The 20,493-nt window shown below is 65.5% G+C and carries 16 protein-coding genes; 2 read left to right on the plus strand and 14 right to left on the minus strand.

The window, feature by feature from the left end; translation table 11 throughout:
* Positions 1–3: 3 nt before the first annotated feature.
* The 7 genes from LOY54_RS13490 to LOY54_RS13520 form a co-directional block, all read right to left on the minus strand.
* Positions 4–1,650 (minus strand): fatty acid--CoA ligase, encoded by a 1,647-nt coding sequence (locus tag LOY54_RS13490; protein WP_258610675.1) that lies wholly within the window; start codon positions 1,648–1,650, stop codon positions 4–6.
* An 11-nt stretch (positions 1,651–1,661) separates the two neighbouring features.
* Complete coding sequence (locus tag LOY54_RS13495; protein WP_258610676.1) at positions 1,662–3,434, minus strand: acyl-CoA dehydrogenase C-terminal domain-containing protein; 1,773 nt, start codon at positions 3,432–3,434, stop codon at positions 1,662–1,664.
* On the minus strand, positions 3,427–5,901 hold the full coding sequence (locus tag LOY54_RS13500; protein ID WP_195884072.1) for an RND family transporter: 2,475 nt from the start codon (positions 5,899–5,901) through the stop codon (positions 3,427–3,429). The genes LOY54_RS13495 and LOY54_RS13500 overlap by 8 nt, the downstream gene beginning before the upstream one ends.
* Before the next feature lie 15 nt (positions 5,902–5,916).
* Positions 5,917–6,993, minus strand: coding sequence for a YCF48-related protein (locus LOY54_RS13505; RefSeq protein WP_258597731.1), 1,077 nt, complete (start codon positions 6,991–6,993; stop codon positions 5,917–5,919).
* Between the two features lie 32 nt (positions 6,994–7,025).
* Entirely contained in the window at positions 7,026–8,384 is a 1,359-nt protein-coding gene (locus tag LOY54_RS13510) for a DUF1329 domain-containing protein (protein ID WP_258606692.1), read from the minus strand.
* 21 nt (positions 8,385–8,405) lie between these two features.
* Positions 8,406–10,361 carry a DUF1302 domain-containing protein gene (locus LOY54_RS13515; protein ID WP_213601241.1) on the minus strand — a complete coding sequence of 652 codons (1,956 nt, stop codon included), beginning with the start codon at positions 10,359–10,361 and terminating at the stop codon, positions 8,406–8,408.
* A gap of 74 nt (positions 10,362–10,435) precedes the next feature.
* Positions 10,436–11,005: an alpha/beta hydrolase gene (locus tag LOY54_RS13520; RefSeq protein WP_258606693.1), complete on the minus strand. Its 570-nt coding sequence runs from the start codon at positions 11,003–11,005 to the stop codon at positions 10,436–10,438.
* 280 nt (positions 11,006–11,285) lie between these two features.
* On the opposite strand from LOY54_RS13520, the gene LOY54_RS13525 reads away from it, so the two are divergent.
* Positions 11,286–12,302, plus strand: coding sequence for an AraC family transcriptional regulator (locus LOY54_RS13525; protein WP_258606694.1), 1,017 nt, complete (start codon positions 11,286–11,288; stop codon positions 12,300–12,302).
* Between the two features lie 106 nt (positions 12,303–12,408).
* On the opposite strand, the gene LOY54_RS13530 is transcribed toward LOY54_RS13525, so the two are convergent.
* The 7 genes from LOY54_RS13530 to LOY54_RS13560 all read right to left on the minus strand — a co-directional run bounded on the left by LOY54_RS13530 (position 12,409) and on the right by LOY54_RS13560 (position 18,734).
* Positions 12,409–13,419, minus strand: coding sequence for a YeiH family protein (locus tag LOY54_RS13530; protein WP_258597735.1), 1,011 nt, complete (start codon positions 13,417–13,419; stop codon positions 12,409–12,411).
* Positions 13,416–13,742 (minus strand): Rieske 2Fe-2S domain-containing protein, encoded by a 327-nt coding sequence (locus LOY54_RS13535; RefSeq protein WP_258606695.1) that lies wholly within the window; start codon positions 13,740–13,742, stop codon positions 13,416–13,418. Before LOY54_RS13535 ends, LOY54_RS13530 begins: the two co-directional genes overlap by 4 nt.
* A complete protein-coding gene (locus tag LOY54_RS13540; protein WP_258597737.1) occupies positions 13,739–14,392 on the minus strand; it encodes a DsbA family oxidoreductase in 654 nt (217 codons plus the stop codon). Before LOY54_RS13540 ends, LOY54_RS13535 begins: the two co-directional genes overlap by 4 nt.
* Positions 14,389–15,669 (minus strand): MFS transporter, encoded by a 1,281-nt coding sequence (locus LOY54_RS13545; RefSeq protein ID WP_258606697.1) that lies wholly within the window; start codon positions 15,667–15,669, stop codon positions 14,389–14,391. Before LOY54_RS13545 ends, LOY54_RS13540 begins: the two co-directional genes overlap by 4 nt.
* Before the next feature lie 124 nt (positions 15,670–15,793).
* Entirely contained in the window at positions 15,794–16,846 is a 1,053-nt protein-coding gene (locus LOY54_RS13550; RefSeq protein WP_045200889.1) for a 3-keto-5-aminohexanoate cleavage protein, read from the minus strand.
* A 45-nt stretch (positions 16,847–16,891) separates the two neighbouring features.
* On the minus strand, positions 16,892–17,740 hold the full coding sequence (locus LOY54_RS13555; protein WP_045200891.1) for a TauD/TfdA family dioxygenase: 849 nt from the start codon (positions 17,738–17,740) through the stop codon (positions 16,892–16,894).
* A 13-nt stretch (positions 17,741–17,753) separates the two neighbouring features.
* Complete coding sequence (locus tag LOY54_RS13560) at positions 17,754–18,734, minus strand: quinone oxidoreductase (protein WP_045200893.1); 981 nt, start codon at positions 18,732–18,734, stop codon at positions 17,754–17,756.
* A gap of 188 nt (positions 18,735–18,922) precedes the next feature.
* On the opposite strand from LOY54_RS13560, the gene LOY54_RS13565 reads away from it, so the two are divergent.
* Positions 18,923–20,419, plus strand: coding sequence for a PLP-dependent aminotransferase family protein (locus LOY54_RS13565; protein WP_258606698.1), 1,497 nt, complete (start codon positions 18,923–18,925; stop codon positions 20,417–20,419).
* The last annotated feature ends 74 nt before the right edge of the window (positions 20,420–20,493 follow it).

Here is a 20,493-nt window from a genome sequence, read left to right on the forward strand (position 1 = left end):
TACTCAGACGCCACAATGGCTCTGGCGAATCAGTTTCTTGTTGATCTTGCCGACGCTGGTCTTGGGAATTTCGCTGACAAAGCGCACCAGGCGCGGAATCGCCCATTTGTTCAGGCGCCCGCTGTCGACAAATGGCTGCAGGTGCCGGGCCAGCGCCGGCTGATCCAGCTCGACGCCGGCGACGCAGACCACCAGGGCCAGCGGCTGCTCGCCCCACTGCGCATCCGCCACCCCTACCACCGCCACCGAATCGACCCCGCTGTGCTGGCTGATCAGGCTTTCCAGCTCCACCGAGCTGATCCACTCACCGCCGGTCTTGATCACGTCCTTGATCCGGTCGCGGATCTGCACCGCGCCGCGCTCATCGATGCAGGCCATGTCGCCGGTGTGCAGCCAGCCGCCGGCCCACAGTGCGGCGCCCTGCTCCGGCTCCTTGAGGTAACCCTGGGTCAGCCATGGCGCGCGCACGACGATTTCACCGAGGCTTGCGCCGTCGTGGGCCACGTCTTTGCCCTGTTCGTCGACGATGCGCAGGTCCACCAGCGGGATCGGCACCCCGGCGTTGATCCGCAACGGCAGTTGCGCCTGCATCGGCAACGCCAGGTCAGCGGCGCCGAGGCTGGTCACGCACAGCAGCGGGCAGGTTTCGGACATGCCATAGCCGCAGTGCACGCGAATGCCCCTGGCGCTGGCCCGCGCGGCCAGGCCCTGGGTTAGCGCGCTGCCGCCGAGCAGCATCTTCCAGCCGCTAAAGTCGGTGCGCTGGCCTTCGTCGCAATCGAGCATCATCTGCAACAGGGTCGGCACGCAGTGCGAGAAGCTCACCTGCTCTTCGCGCATCAGCCGCACCAGCTGGTTGGGCTCGTAGCGGCCGGGGTACACCTGCTTGATGCCCAGGGCCGTGGCCACGTAGGGCACGCCCCAGGCATGCACATGGAACATCGGCGTGATCGGCATGTACACATCGCCCGAACGCAACAGCGGCTCACCGCCGCAGGCGGCGAAGGTGCCGAGTTCGTTGAGGGTGTGCAGCACCAGTTGCCGATGGCTGAAGTACACGCCCTTGGGGTTGCCGGTTGTGCCGGTGGTGTAGAACAGCGTGGCCACCGAGTTCTCGTCGAAATCGGCAAAGTCGAAGTGGCTGTCGGCATCGGCCAGCAGCGCTTCGTATTCGCCCAGCAGCGGCAGTTCCGTGTGCACTTCAGCGCCGTCACTCAGGTGCAGGTAACCCTTGACCGTCGGTAACTGCTCGCGCAACTGGGTCATCAGCGGCATGAAGTCGTCATGCACCAGCACCAGGTGATCCTCGGCGTGGTTCATGGTGTAGCGCACCTGCTCGGGCGACAGCCGTACGTTGACGGTGTGCAGCACGGCGCCGAGCATCGGCACGGCAAAAAAGCACTCCAGCGCGCGGTGGCTGTCCCAGTCGAGCAAGGCCACGGTGTCGCCAGGCTTGACCCCGGCAGCGCTCAGCACATTGGCCAGGCGCTGGATGCGTTCAAGCAAGGTGCTGTAGCTGTAGCGCAGCTTGTCGGCGTAGACGATCTCCTGGCCGGGCTGGTAGCGCACGCCCGACAACAGCAGGCGCTTGATCAGCAACGGGTAGCTGTAGGCGCCGGGCGCAGGTTCGATGATGCGGGTGCGGGTCATGGGTGTGTCCTTCACAGTTGCTCGGCCTTGAGCAGGAACAGGCTGTGGCTGCCGGCCTTGACACTGGCGCTGAGCGAATCGATGCGCGGCAGCAGGCGGGCGAAATAGAAGCGTGCGGTGCCCAGCTTGCTCTGGTAGAAGGCGCCGTGGTGCTGCATAGCGACATCGGCCATGCGCGTCCACAAATAGGCATACAGGGTGTAGCCGAACACCTGCAGGTACTCCACCGCCGCCGCGCCGATCTCCTCGGGGTTGCCCTGGGCGCGGTCGAGCACCCAGGCGGTGAGGTCATCGAGATTGGCCAGCGCCAGCAACAGCGGGGTCTTGAACTCGGCGCGTGAGGCCTCCAGGGTCTGGGCGTAGGCCTTGATCTCCTGCGCAAGCGCCGCGTAGCTGCGGCCACCGTCGGCGACCAGCTTGCGCCCGAGCAGGTCCAGGGCCTGGATGCCGTTGGTGCCTTCGTAGATCTGGGTGATGCGGCAATCGCGAATCAGCTGTTCCTGGCCCCATTCGCGGATATAACCATGGCCGCCGAACACCTGCTGGCCGTGCACCGTGGTTTCCAGGCCCATGTCGGTCAAGAACGCCTTGGCCACCGGCGTCAGCAGCGCTACCCGCGCTTGCGCCTGGCTGCGCTCATCGGCATTTTCGCTGTACTTGGCCAGGTCCAGCTGCAGCGCCACATAGGTGGAGAACGCCCGCCCGCCTTCGTTCAACGCCTTCATGGTCAACAGCATGCGCCGCACATCGGCGTGCTCGATAATCGGGTCGGCCGCCTGCTGCGCGTTTACCGGGCCAGTGGCAGCGCGGCTTTGCAGGCGCTCGCGGGCGTAGGCCACGGCGTTCTGGTACGAGCGCTCGCCCAGCGCCAGGCCCTGGATACCGACGCCCAGGCGCTCGTAGTTCATCATGGTGAACATGGCATTCAGGCCCTTGTTGGCCTCGCCCACCAGGTAGCCGACGGCGCCGTCGAAGTTCATCACGCAGGTGGCCGAGGCCTTGATGCCCATCTTGTGTTCGATCGAGCCACAGCTCACCGCGTTGGCCTCGCCCAGTGCGCCGTCTTCCTCCACCAGCAGCTTGGGGACCAGGAACAGCGAGATGCCCTTGGCGCCAGCCGGTGCGTCCGGCAGTTTGGCCAGCACCAGGTGAATGATGTTCTCAGTCAGGTCCTGTTCGCCGCCGGTGATGAAGATCTTCGTGCCCGTGACCCGGTAGCTGCCATCGGCCCGGGGCTCGGCACGGGTACGGATCAAACCCAGGTCGGTGCCGGCATGGGGTTCGGTCAGGCACATCGACCCCGACCAGCGCCCTTCGTACATGGGCGGCAGGTAGCGCGCCTTGAGCGCCTCGCTGGCATGGTTGAGCAGCGACAGGCAGGCACCGGCGGTCAGCATCGGGTACAGGGCGAACGACAGGTTGGCGGCGTTGAGCATCTCCTCGACCTGGGCGGCAATCACCTTGGGCATGCCCATGCCGCCATATTCACAAGCCCCGCCAACGCCGACCCAGCCGTCGTCGGCATAGTTGCGATAAGCCTGGGCAAAACCATCCGGGGTGCTCACCCGGCCCTCATGCCACTGGCAACCCTGCTCGTCGCCACTGCGGTTGAGCGGTGCCACCTGCCGGGCGATGAGCTTGCCGGCCTGCTCGAGGATGGCCCGCGCGGTGTCGGCATCGACCTGCTCGGCCAGGGCCGGAATGCGCGCCCACTGGCCAGGAATGTCGAACACTTCGTTGAACAGAAAATCCATGTCACGCAACGGCGGTAGGTAATCAGACATGCGATGAACACTCGGCTTTTTGGCTGTTAAGGTTCAGCCCCTCGACACTGCCGGGGCTGGGTGAAGGCGCCCGCGCCTGGCTGGCGGGCAAGAGGAAGTGCGACAGCGCCGGGATCAGCACCAGCGCACCGAGCATGTTCCAGAGGAACATGAAGGTCAGCAGGATGCCCATGTCGGCCTGGAACTTGATCGGCGACCAGGCCCAGCCAACCACCCCGGCGGCCAGGGTGATGCCGACCAGGCCGACCACCCGCCCGGTAAAGGCCACGGCGTTCTTGTAGGATTGCGCCAGCGACAGGCCCTGGCGCTGGTAATGCAGCTGCACGCTGAGCAGGTACAGCGCGTAATCGACGCCAATGCCCACGCCCAGGGCGATTACCGGCAAGGTGGCGACCTTGACGCCGATGCCCATCATCACCATCAGCGCCTCGCAGAGTATCGAGGTGAGCATCAGCGGCAGTACCGCCACCAGGGTTGCGCGCCAGCTGCGAAAGGTGATCAGGCAGAACAGCGTCACCGCCAGGTACACCAGCAACAGCATGCTGCGGTTGGCCTCGCGCACCACGATGTTGGTCGCCGCCTCGATCCCGGCGCTGCCGGCCGCCAGCAGGAACTGGCGGTCCTCGCTGCTGTTGGCCTGGGCAAAGCGCTCGGCAATCGCCACCACCTGGTCGAGGGTGTCGGCCTTGTGGTCCTTGAGGTAGGCGATCACCGGCATCAGCGAGCAGTCGTTGTTGAACAGCTCCGGGGCGTTCACCGAGGCCTGCTGGGCGGCGTAGTTGAGCACGTCCTGGTTGCGCTGGATGCTGCTCAGCTTGGGGTTGCCCTCGTAGGTGCCGGCGGTTATCTGGCGCACCGCGTTGGTCAGCGACAAGGTGGTCTGCACCTGCGGGTTCTGTTGCAGGGCCCAGGCCAGGCGGTCGGCGAGCACCAGGGTCTGGTAGCGCAGGCAGCCTTCCGGGGCGGTCTTGATCATTACCGCAAAGGTGTCGCTGGACAGCGCGTAATGGCCGGTGATGTAGGCGTTGTCGCGGTTGTAGCGCGAGTCGGCGTGCAGCTCCGGGGCGCCGCTGTCGAGGTCGCCGATTTTCAGTTGCAGGCTCAGCCAGAAACCGCCGGCACCAAGCAAAGCGGCCACCAGCACGGCGCCGGTTGCCCACTTGCGTTCGGTGAAGCGATCGAGCAGGTCCCAGAGTTTGCCAAAGCCGCGATGCTCGGCGGCGCGCAGGTCGATACGCAAGGCCCGTTCAGCGGCCTTGCGCCCGACGCCGACATACGACAGCGCCACCGGCATCAGCAGCAGCGAGGTGAAGATCAGCACCGCCACGCCAATGCTGGCGGTAATCGCCAGGTCCTTGATTACCGGGATGTCGATCAGCATCAGTACGGCAAAGCCCACCGCATCGGCCAGCAAGGCGGTGACCCCGGCGACGAACAAGCGCCGGAAGGTGTAGCGCGCAGCGATCTGGCGGTGGGTGCCGCGGCCGATGTCCTGCATGATGCCGTTCATCTTCTGCGCCGCATGGGACACGCCGATGGCGAAGATCAAAAAAGGCACCAGGATCGAATACGGGTCGATGGCATACCCCAGCCAGGCGACGATCCCCAGTTGCCAGACCACCGCTGTCAACGAGCACAGCACCACCAGCAAGGTGCTGCGCACGCAGCGGGTATAGAGGTAGATGATCAGCAGCGTGGTCAGCACTGCCAGGGCGAAGAACAGCATCACCTGCAGCAGCCCGTCGATCAGGTCGCCCATCAGCTTGGCAAAGCCGATCACATGCAGTTTGTAGACGCCGCCCGCTTCGTAGTGCTGGCGCAACTGCTCAAGTTTTTGCGAAAAGCCGTGGTAGTCGATGCCGGCGCCGGTCGCCGAGGCCTGGTCGAGCAGCGGCACGATGAGCATGCTTGAGGTGAAGTCGCGAGCGACCAGGCTGCCGACAATATTGGCCCGTTCGATGTTCTGGCGCAGTTGCTGGATATCGGCGGCCGAGCCCTGGTAGGCATCGGGCATCACCGGGCCGCCCTGGAAGCCCTCTTCGGTGACTTCGGTCCAGCGCACCGCCGGGCTCCACAGCGACTTCATCCAGGCGCGGTCGACACCTTGGCTGAGGAACAGCTCGTCGTTGATCTGGCGCAGGGTCTGCAGGTAGGCAGGGTCGAAGATATCGCCACGGGTGTTCTCGACCACCACCCGCAGGGAATTGCCCAGGCCGCGCAGCGCCTGGCGGTTGTCCAGGTAGTTGCGGATGTAGGGATGACTCTGCGGGATCATCTTCTCGAAGCTGGGCCGCAGCTCCAGGCGCGTCATGGCCATGCTGCCGAGCACCAGGGTAACCAGCAGCATGCACAGCATGAACGCCAGCCGGTGGTTGAACACCAGGCGTTCGAGGCGATTGCCGGAGCGTGCATCGAAGTCGCCGAGGTTGCGGATCACCGGCAAGGTGTCTTGTTGGATGTCGGCCATCAGGGTTTTCTCTTGTTATGGCTGCTGCGGTTGGTCGGGGGCCAGGGTGCGGATGCCGCGCTCACCGACCAGCACCAGCGCGGCGCCGCTATCAAAGGCTGCGCCGCTGACCGGCGCGCGCTGGGTTTGCGCCAGCGGGCTGAAGCTTGCGCCGTCATCGTTACTGACCAGCAAGTCGCCGGCCTGGCTGGCCAGCCAGAACCGCCCGCGGGCGTCGAGGCTGGCGGCGGTGATGCTGGTGTTCAGGTCGGTCTTGATCACTTGCCAGCCGGCACCGCCATCGGTGCTGCGCAGTACGTGGCCGCGCAACCCGTAGGCCAGCAGCGCCCCAGGTTTGCCAATGACGCCGAAATAACTGCCAGCATAGGGGGTGCTCAGGCGCTCGAAATGGTCGCCCGCAGCGCTCAGCTTGAGCAGCAGGCCCTGCTCGCCGCTGATGTACAGCGCGCCGTCGACGCTGGCCAGGCCGGTCAGGTGCAAGCCTTGCGGGTTGTCGCTGCGTTCCAGCCACGGCGTCCAGTGCTGGCCGCCGTCAACGGTGTGCAGCAGCAGGTTGAATACGCCCACCGCAAAACCGTGCAGCGGGTCGCTGAACCAGACATCCAGCAACGGCTTGTCGGCGCCCTCCGCGACCAGGCGCTCACCCTCGCCCACCCAGCGTGCCCATTGATCGCCGCCCGCTTGCGCCCGTGCCTGGTAATAAGCCAGCACCTGCTCGCCGAGCACCCGCCCGTCCAGCTGTTTTTCCCAGCGCTGGCCGCCATCGCGGCTGTGCAATATCACCCCGTCGTTGCCCACCGCCCAGCCCAGCTGCGCGGTGGCGAAGCTCACCGCATTGAGGTCGGCGCTGACCGGCACCTGCGCCTGTTGCCAGTGGCTGCCCTGGTCATCCGAGTAGAGGATGTGCCCCCGTGGCCCCACCGCCACCAGGCGCGTACCGGCGACGCTGACATCGCGCAAGGCGCTGGTGGCGGCCAGGGCGCTGGGCTGCGCCGGCAGGTCGAGCACGTCGACGTAAGGCTCGGCCCGGGCCGCGCCCTGCAGCGCGGCCCAGGCCAGCAGCATCACGCTGCAGCGTTTGAAAAAAGCCATCCCTGATCCTCCTCGGTGCATGCTCGACAGGCTCAGCGAATGCCGGCCCCGGCCAGGGACTCGGGCGACCACTGGGTGCGCGACAGCGGCTCGATGTAGCGAATGCCGCCGTAGGCCCCGACCACGCCATTGAGGTTGTAGGTGCCGCCGATCAGGTCGTAGATCATGAACGGCGTGGCATCCGGGGTCTGCTTGTCGTAGCTCTGGCTGAGGAAGGCGAAGCTGCCGCGGTACAGCTGGCCACGGGCGTCATACTGGTCTGAGGCCAGGGCGATCCAGCTGTCCTCGTCGAGGTAGAAGCGGCGTTTGTGGTAGATGTGCCGGGCGCCGTCCTTGAGTTTGCCTTCGACCACCCAGACCCGGTGCTTTTCCCAGCGCACGAATTGCGGCGCGAGGTGGTTGGCGGTGGTCAGTTGCTTGACGTCGGTGTTGTAGGTCAACCGGTAGGTGTTGTACGGCACGTACATCTCCTGCTTGCCGACCAGGGTCCAGTCGTAGCGATCCAGGGCGCCGTTGAAGACGAACACGTCATCGTAGGTGCCCGAACCCGAGGTGCCGGGGTTGGGCGTGTCGTAGGCCAGGTTCGGCGCCAACTTGACCCGGCGCTGGCCCGGCAGGTACTGCCAGGCGCTGCGCGGTTGCACCAGCGGGTTGGCGGCATCGCGCAGCATCATCGCTTCACCGGCGCGGCGGGCCGGCGCGGTGTAGGTGAGTTTCATCTGGTAGTAGGTGTCCTTGGCGCCGATCGGCTTGCTCATGTCCTCGTAGATCGGGTAGCTGATGTTGGCCTGGCCGGTGGTGCTCAGGGTGGCGTTGCCGGCGGCATCGACGTTCCACGAGTCGTACTTGGCGGTCATGCTCACGCCCTGGTAGCGCAACAGGAAGTTCCACATGGCCTCGGCACCGCTCTGCGGAATCGGGAAGGGAATGCCCGGCAGCACATTGTCGACCGCGCTACCGCCCTCCTGGCTGCGCGCACCTACGGCGTTCTTCAGGGTGTTGTCGAGCACCGGTTGCGGCAGCGCCACGGTGCGATGAGTGGCATAGACATCGACGCGAAAACTCGGGAAGCGCTTGAGCAGTTCCTGGGTGGTGGCGGTCAGTTGAGCCTTGTACTGTTCGGCATTCTTGCCATCGATGACCAGCAGCGGTTGCTCGGCGGCGAACGGGTCCGGGCGCATGCTTGCACCGCTCTGGTACGCCGCCGGCGGGGTCAGCAGGCCGCCCTGGTAGGCGGGAATCGAGCCGTCGGCGTTGGCGGCCTTTTCCGCGCCGACCGCGGTAAGGCTGTTGCCCAGGCGCGCGGCCTGGTCGTTGGAGACGGCGGCATGGGCCGGGTTCAGGGCAGCCAGCGACAGGCACGTGGCCAACAGGGTGTGCACGTAGTTCATGTTGTTGTTTTCCTGTGTGACTCAGAAGGTGGTTTTCAGGGTCAGGTACAGCGCGCCACGGTCCTCGGTGGTGGCGGCGCCGCCAGAGAACGCGGCGTAACCGCCGCCGTAGCAGGTGTAGTCCTGCTCGCCGTCCAGGGCGTTGGGGGTGCTGCCGTCGGTCTGGCCGTTGTTGCAGGACTGGGTCTTGCCGAAGCCATCGACGTACTTGAGGTCGACGAAGTACTGGTTGTAGATCGCCGCGCTCAGTCCCACGGCGTAGTTGCCGGTGTTCTCGGCGCCGCCGCCCTGCACCGGCGATACGCCGTCCAGGCCGACGTTGATCGACAGCGGCATGCTCAGGTCCATGCCCGGCAACACCTGGTACCAGGTCGGGGTGAAGTTGACCGCGATGCCCCAGTTGTCGCGGGTCGGCTGGTCGATGCCGCGGTAGCTGCTTTTACCCTTGTACAAGGCCGCGTTGTGGTTATCGAGCTTGAGCAGGTTGCTGTAGAACAGCTCGCCGAGCAGGGTCGCCGAGTCGAACAGCGGCGTATCGGCAATGGTCATCAGGCCGTTGAGGGTCCAGTGCAGGGTGTCGCCGGTGGCGCTCATGCTGTCGCCGTCGGACGGCGCTTCATAGACCACGCCACTGCTGGGCAAACGCGCCGGCAGCAGGCCGAAGCCGCCACCCAGGCCGGCCTGGCCCGGCGCACTGAGGATCGCCGGAATGCTCGCCAGGGGCATGTTGTGGCGGATGTTCAGGTCGCTGCCGACGCTGATACCGCCGACATCCTTGGACAGGCTCAGGCCGTAGATGTCGATGTTGTCGGCGTAGGCGAACTGGTAGGTGGCGCTTTGCAGCGAGTTGTAGAGGTTGCCGACCGCGCCCTGGGCACTGCCCGGCGGGCTGCCGAACGGGCCGTTGGCGACGGTCAGGCCGCGGGCGTCGAGCCAGGCCTGGGGCAGGATCTCCGAAGTCTTGCGGTAATACACGCCCAGGGTGCCGCCCAGCCATTCGGGCGACCACTTGGCCATCACCCCCCAGTCGCCGCGTTTGTCCGGGGTCAGGTCGTGGCCGCGGCGGATGTTGGTCAGCGCGCCGCGCACCGGGATCAGCCCGGGCGTGCCGGTGTGGCCGAGCAGAAAGCTCTGTGCGCCCTCGCCCACCAGGTCCGAACCGCCGTAGTAGGTGCCGGCTTCCGGCAGCCGCGCGGCGTCCCAGTCGAGGAAGTACTGCGCGCCGATGGTCAGCTCGGGGTTGACCAGCAACGCCGCCGACAGCTGGTTGCGCGGCACGAACAGCTCCTTGGCTTCGGTGCCGGGTGAGGCGGCCAGCTTGGCCAGGTCCAGGCCAGACTGGCCGTAGCTCAGCGAATGCACCGGGTTGAGCAGGGTTTCGCCCCAGAACAAATTGTGCTGGCCGAGCTTGGCGCTGATCTGCGAGGAGTCGCCCACTTCGCGACGCATGAACACGAAGGCATCCAGTACCTCACCGGACGGGCCGCTGTAGTAGCGCTGGGCATAGTTGCTCAGGTGCGGGCTGCCCAGCGGCACGCCGGTGCCGGGCAAGCCGTTGAGGCTGGGGTTGATGCCCGACTGGCCGCCGTTGCCGTTGACGAACGGGTTGGCGTTGGAGCCGGTGTTGTCGTAGGCCTTGTCGTACCAGCTGGCGGCGCTGACGCGAAAGCCCATGTTGCCCTGGTAGATCACGTCCAGCTCGCTGAGCAGGTCGATACGGTTGGTGACCGTGGTCCCGGCCTTGCGGAAGTTGTAGTCGCCGTCGTTGTTGTTGGGGGTTGCCAGCAGGCGCTTGTCAGCGCTTTCGGTGCGTACGCCGTAGTTGTACTTGACCGTGTTATCCAGGCGCACGGCCCAGTCTTCACTGCCGGTATCGAGTTCGAACGCCTGGGCGCCAGGCAGCGCCAGCAAGCCGATGGCGCAGGCGAGCAGGCAGCGCTGTGGCTTCACAGCACGGTGAATGCGAGGGTTGGACATCGCGATGGCTCCACTTATTGTTATTGTTGTTATCGCCGCCCGTCGAATGCGGGCGTGGTTCAAGCGTCCGTGCGTTACTGCAGGTCCAGGGCCTGGACCAGTTGTTCGGCCCGTGGCCAGGGGCCAAAGCCTGCGGCCGGGTTGAGGTGGCCGACAGCGCCCAGTTCCAGCAACTGGCTACCCCAGTTGCGGGCCATGGCCCTGACCGCGTCGAGACTGGCCAGGTGGTCGTCGCTGCTGGCGGCGACGATGCTCGGGAACGGCAACGGCGTCATCGGCAGCGGGCTCCAGCCATTGGCGCGCAGGGTGTGCGGGCTTGGGTAGTGCGCCGGCCAGCTGGCCGCAAGGTCCGGTGGCGCCGCCAGCAGCGCGCCCTTGATCGGCCGCTGGTAACGCGCCGCCCAGTGGGCAACCATCAGCACCCCGGCGCTGTGCGCCACCAGCAACACCTCGCCTTCAATCTGTTCAAGCGCACGCTGGATGGCGTCGACCCGGGCATTGCAGTCCAGGCCATCGACCTGCAGCGGCGCCAGCGTATGGACCTTGGCCAGGCGTTCGGCCAGCCGGGTCTGCCAATGCTCGGGCACATGCTCGCGCAGGCCGGGGACGATCAGGACAGTAGCGGTGGTATGCAGTTTTTCCACGTCGGCACCTAGGCTCAGGACAGTCCGCTCGCAGGTGATCCCGAGCGCTTGCACAGCCACAGTAATCAGCCCTCCCCGCTGGCGCTTTACATTGCGCGTCAGCGACTTTTCATTTGATGACAGGGTTTGTGGCGTATGTCCGAGTGGCCCGGGGGTGCGGGTCATCGGGCTTTTTCAAGTCGCTGAAAACGACTTCTCATTTGGCGACACCCACGCTATAACGAATCGAACTACCCGCCATAGAAGCGGGGCGCCTGATGAATGCGTGGAAAACAATAAAATGACCGCCCTCGTACGTGCTGCAAGCCTGACCAACTACCTTGAGGTGTCCCGGCACCTGGGGCTCAACCCGCATGCCCTGCTGGCTCAGGTCGGCCTCAGCGCCAGCCTGCTCGACGACCCCAACCAGCGTATCGCGGTGTCCAGCGTGGTGACCCTGCTGGAGGAGTCGGCGCGGGTCAGTGGCTGCGAAACCTTCGGCCTGCGCATGGCCGAGCTGCGCCAGTTGTCGGATTTTGGCGAGATCAGCCTGCTGCTCAGCCACCAGCGCACCCTGCGCGACGCCCTGCAGGTGATCGTCCAGTACCGGCATTTGCTCAACGACGCCCTGGCCATTCATATCGAAGAAGCCGGCAAGACCGTGATCATTCGGGAAGAAGTGGTCACCGACCAGCCCCAGCGCGGGCGCCAGGCCACAGAGCTGGCGATTGGCGTGATGTTGCGCCTGTGCGCGGCCCTGCTTGGCGCCCACTGGCACCCGATCAGCGCCAACTTCACCCATGCGGCGCCGGCGGACCTGGCCATTCACCGGCGGATTTTTGGCTGCAAGCTGGTGTTTGGCAGCGAATTCAACGGTATCGTCTGCCCGGCCGCCGACCTCGACACCGCCAACCCGCTGGCCAACCAGGCCATGGCGCGCCTGGCGCAGCGTTACCTGGACACCCTGCAGGCCAGTGGCAAGCTGTCGCTGGAACTGGAAATGCGCAAGACCATCTACCTGCTGTTGCCCATGGGCCGGGCGACCATCGAGCAGGTGGCGCAAACCCAGGGCATGAACGTGCGCACCTTGCAGCGGCGCCTGGAGGAATGCGGGGTGACCTTCAGCGATTTGATCAACGGCGTGCGCCGCGACCTGGTGATCCGCTACCTGGAAAACCCCAGCTATACAATGGGGCGCATTGCCGACATGCTCGGCTACTCGATGCCCAGCTCCTTTACCCGCTGGTTCATCGCCCAGTTCGGCATGCCGCCGGCCAGTTGGCGGGCGCAGCATGAGCGCCGGCAAGAACAGCGCTGAATGGATTGCGACCGCTGCGCGCTCGATCGCGGGGCGAGCCCGCTCCTACAGGTTCGGCGTACACAGATACATTGTGGGAGCATGCAGAACGGTTGGGGGCAACCGTCTACAACCCCCAGTGCATCAATGCCAATACCAGCAGCACCAGGAACACCGTCTCCCCGACCATCAACGCAATCGGCTTGAAGCCCACCGCGGCCAGCTCTTTTAACTGAGTCTTCATGCCCAGGGCGCTGATCGCCACCACCAGGCACCAGCGCGACAGGTCGTTGACCCCGCCCTGCACCGCAGCCGACACCCAGCCGGTGCTGTTGATGCACGCCAGCAGGACAAAACCCACCGCAAACCACGGCAGTAACGGTGGCCGCTGCCCACCGGCATCACCGCCGGCGCGGCGAGTGATCATCGCCGCGCAGACAATCACCGGCAGCAACATGGCCACGCGCATCAGCTTGACCACGGTGGCAATGTCGCCGGTCTCGGTGGACATGCTGTACCCCGCGCCCACCACCTGCGCCACATCATGAATGGTCGCGCCGAGAAACACCCCGGCCTGTTGCGGCGACAGCTGCAGCCAGCTGGCAATCATCGGATAGAGGATCATCGCCAGGGTCGACAACGCCGACACGCCAATCACGGTAAACAGGGTGGCGCGCTCTTTTTGCGGGTGATGGGGCAAGGCCGCGGCCAGGGCCAGCGCCGCCGAGGCCCCGCAAATCGCCGTGGCACCACCGGTGAGCATGCCGAACAAGCGCTGAAAACCCAGGGCCCGTGCCGCCACCACCGAGACCAGGATGGTCACCACCACCAGCATCACCACCAGCGCTACCGGCTTCCAGCCAAGGCTGGCGATCTGGCCCAGGGTAATGCGCATGCCCAGCAGCGCCACGCCCAGGCGCAATACCGTGCGTGCGGTGAATTCGATCCCGGCTTTACAACGGCCATCGCTGGCCAGAAAGTTCAGCGCCATGCCCAGCAACAAGGCAAACAACATCACCGGGGCATCGTAATGCTCACTGAGAAAACTCGCCGCCGCCGCGGCAATCAGGCTGACGATAAAGCCCGGCGCCAGTTCCCGGGCGCGGTGGTTGGCGGCGGCAATTGCGACCACGCTCATTGGCCCGCCTCCTTGCTCGCCAGCACGATGAACAGCTGCCCATCCCGTTGCTCGACCGGGTAGCTGGCAACCTTGAGCTGCGTCGAGTTGAGCAGATAACCGCTGGCCAGATCAAAGCGCAGGCCGTGGGCGCAGCACTGGATCACCCGTCCGTCCAGGCGCCCGCCGCACAACGAGGCGCCCTGGTGCGGGCAACTGTCGTCGATGGCGTAGAAGCGGTCGGCAACGTTGAACAGCGCCACGCTCCTGTCCGCCCATTCCAGCAACACCCGCCCGCCACGGGGCGGGACTTTGTCGGCCGGTACCGGATACACCCCGCTCATGCCGCCACCTCGTGTTCCAGGGCTTGGGCCATGGCCTGCAGCAACACCTCGACCGGCTGTGCCCCCGAGACCCGCAGGCGCTGGTTGAAGCGAAAGCACGGCACGCCGTCGGCAGCCTGGTCATTGGCGCCGATGAACGGGCTGGCATCGCCGCGCAGGCAATCGGCAACCCGCCCAGGCTCCAGGCCACAGGCGCTGGCGATATGCATCAAGGTCACCGGGTCACCCAAATCCTTGCCCTGCTGGAAGTAGCCGGCAAACAGCCTGGCCAGCAGCGCTTCGGCCTGCTGCGGTGAACCCAGCGCCCCCGCGCGCTGCAGCAGGCGATGGGCGTCGGCGGTGTTGGGCATGCGGCTGATGCGGCTGAAATCGATCTCCACCCCTGCGGCCTTGGCGGCGCTGCGCACCTGCGCCTGGCGCAGGCGTACCGCCTCATCGCTGCCCAGGCGCTTGCGGTAAAAGGCCTCGAACGGCTGGCCGGTCCTGGCCATCTGCGGCAGTAATTGCACGCCGCGCAAGAGCAGCTTGACCTCGACCTCCGGCCGCTCGCGGCGCAGTTGTTCCAGCGCCCGCTGCAGATGCGCCTGGCCAATCAGGCACCAGGGGCAGATAAAGTCGAAGAACACTTCGATCGACAAAACGTGCTTCACGGATTCAACTCCAGGCGGGCCATGTCACGGTGGTAATGACGCTTGGCAATAAAGAACACCGCCGCCGCCGCGATGCTGATCAGCGGCACCAGCTGGAAGGCGGCCTGCAGGCCGATCAGGTCGGAGACGCGGCCGGTAATCAACGGCCCGGTCGCAAGCCCGAGCAGGTTGTTGGCCAGGGTCAGGGTGGCAAACGCGGTGCCGTGCACCGAGTAATGGGTCAGGTTGGCGACCATGGCGCTGGATGGGCCGTTGGTGCCGGCGGCAACCATCATCCCCAGGCAGATCAGCACCAGTTGCGCGGTGCCCGAGGGCACCGCGAAGGCCAGCGACAGCAACAGGCAACTGCCCAGGCAGTAGCCGATGGCCAGGCTGATCTTGCGGTCCGGGCGCTGCCGGCCGAGGCGATCGCAAAGCATGGCGCAGAGGATCATGCCGATGCCGCTGCACAGCACGATGATGGCGGCGACCACGCCGGCCTGGTCGGTGCCCATGGCGTAGTAGCGATTGAGATAGCTGGGCATCCAGACAATCACCGTGCCGCCGACGAACAGCTGCAGGCCACTGCCCACGTAAGCGGCGATCACCGAGCGGCTGCCGTACAAGGTGTGCAGTGGCCGGGCGATCTTGCAGGCGGCGGCATTGACCCGCTGCGGAGCGATCTTCGCCTCCTTGACGATCAGCGGGTACAGCAATGCCAGCAACAGGCCGAACAGGGCCATCGCGGCGAACGCCCAGCGCCAGCCAAAGTGCTGGGCCATCAAGCCGCCCAGGGCCATGCCCAGCACCGAGCCGAACATGCCGCCGGCCATGAAGGCCCCGGCCAGGGTCGCGCGCATGTCACGGGGGAACACCGCGACCACCACGGCAATGCCGACGCTGCCATAGGCGGCCTCGCCGACACCGACCAGAAAACGCGCGGCAAACATCTGCGGGTAGTTGTCGGCCAGGGCGCAGCCGAGGGTGGCCAGGCTCCAGAGTACGGCCATCAGCACCAGGCTGCGGATGCGCCCGAAGCGGTCGGCCAACAGTGACAAGGGGAAGGTCAGCAGCCCGACCATCAGCGCGACAATGCCGCTGAGCAGGCCCAGCTGGCTGTCGCTCAGGGCCCATTCGGCCTTGAGCAACGGGAAGACTGCGTTGAGTACCTGCCGCGACATGTAGTCGGAAATCAGCAGGCCAAAGGTCAGGGCAAAGACAATCCAGGCATATCGCCGGGAAATGCCTCGTGAAGTGTCGGCGCCATCGTCTGTGGCGCTGGCGAGATAGGCGGCCATGCTGCCTCCTTGGGGTTGTCTGGCATGAGACTTACTTATTGTTTTTATTGAAAAGCTGAAAAGCCCGACGGTCAGCGCTGTGGATCGCCGGCCCGGCACGTAACCACGTGCCGGACCAGGCCAATCAGGCGCGCTGCGGCACACCCTTCTGGCCCGGCTGGCGGTTAGGCGCCATGCCGTTGGCCTTGAGGGTCTGCTCGATGCTGCTGTACTGCTCACCGATGCGGTAGATGGCCCGCGCTTCCTTGCCGTTGGCGATCTCACGGCCCAGTTCATGGGCCACGCGTACGGTCTGCTGGATCTGCTGCACCGAACCGAAGCGCTTGCCGTGCTGGTCGATGATGGTGTCTTCGTTGCCGCAACGCGGGTGCAGCCCCATGGCCAGGGCCATGGTGTTGAACGGCAGCACGTTTTTCAGCAGCGATTCGGCAGTCAGCGTGCAGCCATTGGGCGCACGGTGAATGAAGTTGAAGAAGTTGAACGGGTTGGGGCCGTCGAAGCCGCCACCAATGCCGATCCAGGTCAGGTTCAGCGGGCCCATGTAGTCGCCCTTGCGCACGATGCGTTCGAGGGTTTCCAGGGCGTGCATGCCGGTCAACTGGAAGTGCGGCTGGATGTTGCTGGCCTGCAGGCGGCGCAGGTGTTCGCGCACCCAGGCCGGGCCGGCCGGCACGGTCATTTCGCTGTAAGCGGCGTGGATCGCCGGATGGGCCAGGGAGGTGCCCTCCAGGTACTCCGGGTACAGCAGCTCCATGATGTTCATCTGCGTGGTGTTGATCGCCACGGTGACCTGGTCGGGCTTGGGCGTAAGCTCGGCGAGCATGTGCCGGGTGTCATCGGACAACCACTTGGCCGCCTCGCCGTCGCTTTCCGGGGCGAACGAGATCGAGCCACCGACCTGGATGATCATCTCCGGCACCGCTTCGCGCACGCCGGCAATCAGTTCGTTGAACTTCGACAGGCGCTTGGAGCCCTTGCCGTCCAGCTCGCGCACGTGCAGGTGCAGCACCGTGGCGCCGGCTTCATAGCAGTCGACTGCCTTTTGCACCTGCTCGTCCATGGTCAGCGGGATGTCTTCGGGAAAGTCCTCGGGCATCCACTCTGGGCCATAGGGGGCCACGGTGATCACCACCTTTTCCATGTTTTCCGGGTGCAACGAATCGTCGAAGAATTGCATGCTGTAGTCCTCGGTCTTGTTATTGTCCTGGGGTGTTGCTGGCCTTCAGAAGGTGCGCTCGCCCTTGATGCCGGCGCGCTCCATCTTGCGGTGGCACGCTGGGTAGTCCATCACCGCGTAATGCTGGGTGCTGCGGTTGTCCCAGATCGCCACGCTGTTGGGTTTCCAGCGCCAGCGCACCTGATACTCGGGCAGGTAGGCCTGGCTGATCAGGTAGCGCAGCAGGTCACTGGCACCGGGGTTGGCGTCCTGGCCGAAACGCACTCGCTGCGGGGTGTGGTAGTTGCTGAAGTGGGTGGTGAAGGCATTGACGAACAACACTGGCTCGCCGGTGTCCGGGTGGGTGCGCACCACTGGGTGTTCGGCGTCGGGGAACTGCGCCTTGAGCGCCAGGCGTTTTTCCAGCGCCATCGCCGCGCCAAAACTGGCTTCGATGCTGTGCCGGGCGCGCAGGCCCTCGATCCGCGCCTTCACGTCATCCGGCAGGTTCTGGTAGGCCAGCGCCATGTTCGCCCACATGGTGTCGCCGCCCACCGGCGGGCACTCCACACAGCGCAGCACGCAACCCATGGGCGGCGCCTCGCGCCAGGTGGCGTCGGTGTGCCAGGCGTTCTCGTAGCGATCGGCCGGCTGGTCCGGGCGCTTGTAGATCTGCACCAGGCCCGGGTGCTCGGGGTCGCTGCCGGCCACCGGGTGGTCTTCCAGCTCGCCGAAGCGCTGGGCAAAGGCCACATGCTCGGCGCGGCTGAAGGTCTGATCGCGCAAGAACAGCACCCGGTGCTTGAGCAACTGCGCACGCAGCTGCTCGAACAGGTCGTCGTCATCAATTGCATCTGCCAGATTGACCCCGGTGATTTCGGCACCGATGGCGCAGGTCAGTTGTTCGATGTGCATGCTGTTGCCCTCTTCAGATGACGAAGATTGACGAGCCGGTGGTTTTGCGCGCTTCCAGGTCACGGTGGGCCTGAACCGCATCCTGCAAGGCGTAGTGCTGGTTGATCTCGATCTTGATCCGCCCGCTGCTGACATGCTCGAACAGCTCGCCGGCCAGGTCCGCCTTCTCCGCCGGGTCGGCGATGTAGTCGGCCAGGGCCGGGCGGGTCAGGTGCAGCGAGCCCTTGATCGCCAGGATCTGCGGGTCGAACGGCGGGATGGTCCCGGAGGCTGTGCCGACGCAGACCATCAGCCCGCGGCGCTTGAGCGAATCGAGCGAGGCCATGAAGGTGCTCTTGCCGACGCTGTCGAACACCACGTTGACGCCAACCCCGTCAGTCAGCTCGCGCACGCGCTTGGCGACGTCTTCATGGCTGTAGTTGATGGTGTGGCTGCAGCCATGGGCGCGGGCCACTTCGGCTTTGGCGTCGGTGGACACCGTGCCGATCACCGTCAGCCCGAGCAGGCGTGCCCACTGCGAGACAATCAGGCCGACACCGCCGGCGGCGGCGTGCAGCAGCACGCTGTCACCCGGCTTGAAGTCATACAGGCGGCGCATCAGGTAGGCCGAGGTCAGGCCGCGCATGGTCATTGCCGCGGCGGTTTCGAAGGCGATGGTTTCCGGTAGCTTGATCAAGGCTGCCGCCGGAATCAGCCGCTCGGTGCAATAGGCGCCCAGGGTGTTGAGAAAGCCGGTGTAGGTTACCCGGTCGCCCACCGCCACCTGGGTCACGCCCTCGCCCACCGCCTGCACCACCCCCGAGGCCTCGACGCCCATGCCGCTGGGCAGCGGGATCGGGTAGGTGCCGTTGCGAAAGTAGGTGTCGGCGTAGTTCAGCCCCACCGCCACCTGGCGCAGGCGCACCTGGCCCGGGCCCGGCTCGCCGACCTCGGCGTCCTCGTAGCGCAGGACCTCGGGGCCACCGGTTTCATAGAAGCGTACGACTTTGGCCATGCATGTCACTCCAGTCATCCTGACGCCGTGCGTCAATTCTTGTTGACTGGACTCTATGCCCTACGCCAGGCAGGTGCTTCGCATCGGACGACAAGCTGTTTTCATTTGATGACAAGCGCCCTGGGCTGGCCGCCTGGCGGGCTTTCTCGTAGCATGTCCAGGCCCTTCCTAGTGTCTGCGAGAGCTCGATGAAGTCCCCCGCCGGTTTGCTGTTTGCAGGTATCGACCTCGATCGCGACAGCGCCACCCCGCTTTATCGCCAGCTGTACCTGCAGATCCGCAAGCAGATCCTCACCGGCCGTCTGCAAGGGGGCATTCGCCTACCGTCGACGCGCACCTTGAGCCAGGAATTGCAGGTTTCGCGCATCACCCTGCTCAATGCCTTCGACCAGCTGATTGCCGAGGGTTTCCTGGTCTCGCGCACCGGCGCTGGCACCTATGTCGGTGATGAGTGGCAGCGCAGTACCGATGCCGAGCCGTCAGCACCTGCGCCGCCCAAACTGTCGGACCTGACCCAGACGATGCTGTCGCTGCGCAGCGATCATTTTCGCGGGGTGTCCTACGCCCATTGCGGCGATCAGGCGCCGACCTCGTTCCTGCCCAGCCATGGCGCTTTCGAGGCCTTTCCCCAGGCATTGTGGAAGCGCCTGCTCAATCGCCATGCACAAAGGCCGAGCAAGGCCCTGCTCGGTTATGGCGAGTTGCAAGGCCTGCAGACGCTGCGCCAGGCCATTGCCGAGTACGTCTTCGACGCCCGCGGTATCGATTGCAGCGCCGGTCAGGTGGTGATCGTCTCCGGCGCCCAGCAGGCCTTCAACCTGCTGGCGATGCTGCTGCTCAACCCCGACGAGCCACTGTGGATGGAGGATCCGGGGCATATCGCCGCGCGCATCGCCTTTCAGGCCCACGGCTGCCGGGTGGTGCCGGTGCGCGTCGATGACCAGGGTATCGACGTGCAACAGGGTATTCGTGATTGCCCCGAAGCGCGCCTGGCCTTCACCACCCCGTCGCGCCAGCACCCGCTGGGCATGACCCTCAGCCACAACCGGCGCCTGGCGCTGATTGCCTGGGCGGCTGCCAGCGGCAGCTGGATCATTGAAGACGATTGCGACAGCGAGCTGCGCTACGCCGGTCGGCAGTTGCCGGCGCTGTATGCCATGGACCAGAGCGAACGGGTGATCTATGTCGGCACCTTCAGCAAGGTGCTGTTCCCCTCCTTGCGCCTGGGCTATGTGATTCTGCCCCAGGCCCTGGTCGAGCCGTTCTGCACCTTGCGCGCAGTGCTCGACCGCAGCCCGCCGACCCTGCTGCAGGCGGTGACCGCCGATTTCATGAGCGAAGGCCACTTCATTGGCCATATCCGCCGCATGCGGGCGCTGTACCAGGCCCGCCAGCAGTGCCTGCTCGAGGTGCTGCAGCGGCGCCTGGGCGGCTTTTTCCAGGTGGCCCCGGTCGAAGCCGGCATGCACCTGATCGCCTGGCTTGCGCCGCAGCTCGATGACCAGGCCCTGGCCCGGCAACTGGCCGAGCATGGCGTGCACACCTACGCCCTGAGCGACTACTGCCTGAACCGCTACTTGCCGCCGGCACTGTTGCTCGGCTTTGCCGGCACGCCACAGGACCAGGCCGAGGCCAAGGTCGAGGCGCTGGTCCAGGCGCTGCGGGCGATTGGCCACCGGGTCTGAAAGTGGCCTTATCAAATGATCCGTAATGGATCTATCGAGTGTTCCTTGCCGGCGCGATAAAGACGGCGCCGGTA

Origin of the sequence: Pseudomonas sp. B21-032, from assembly GCF_024748965.1 — a bacterium.
GTDB lineage: Bacteria > Pseudomonadota > Gammaproteobacteria > Pseudomonadales > Pseudomonadaceae > Aquipseudomonas.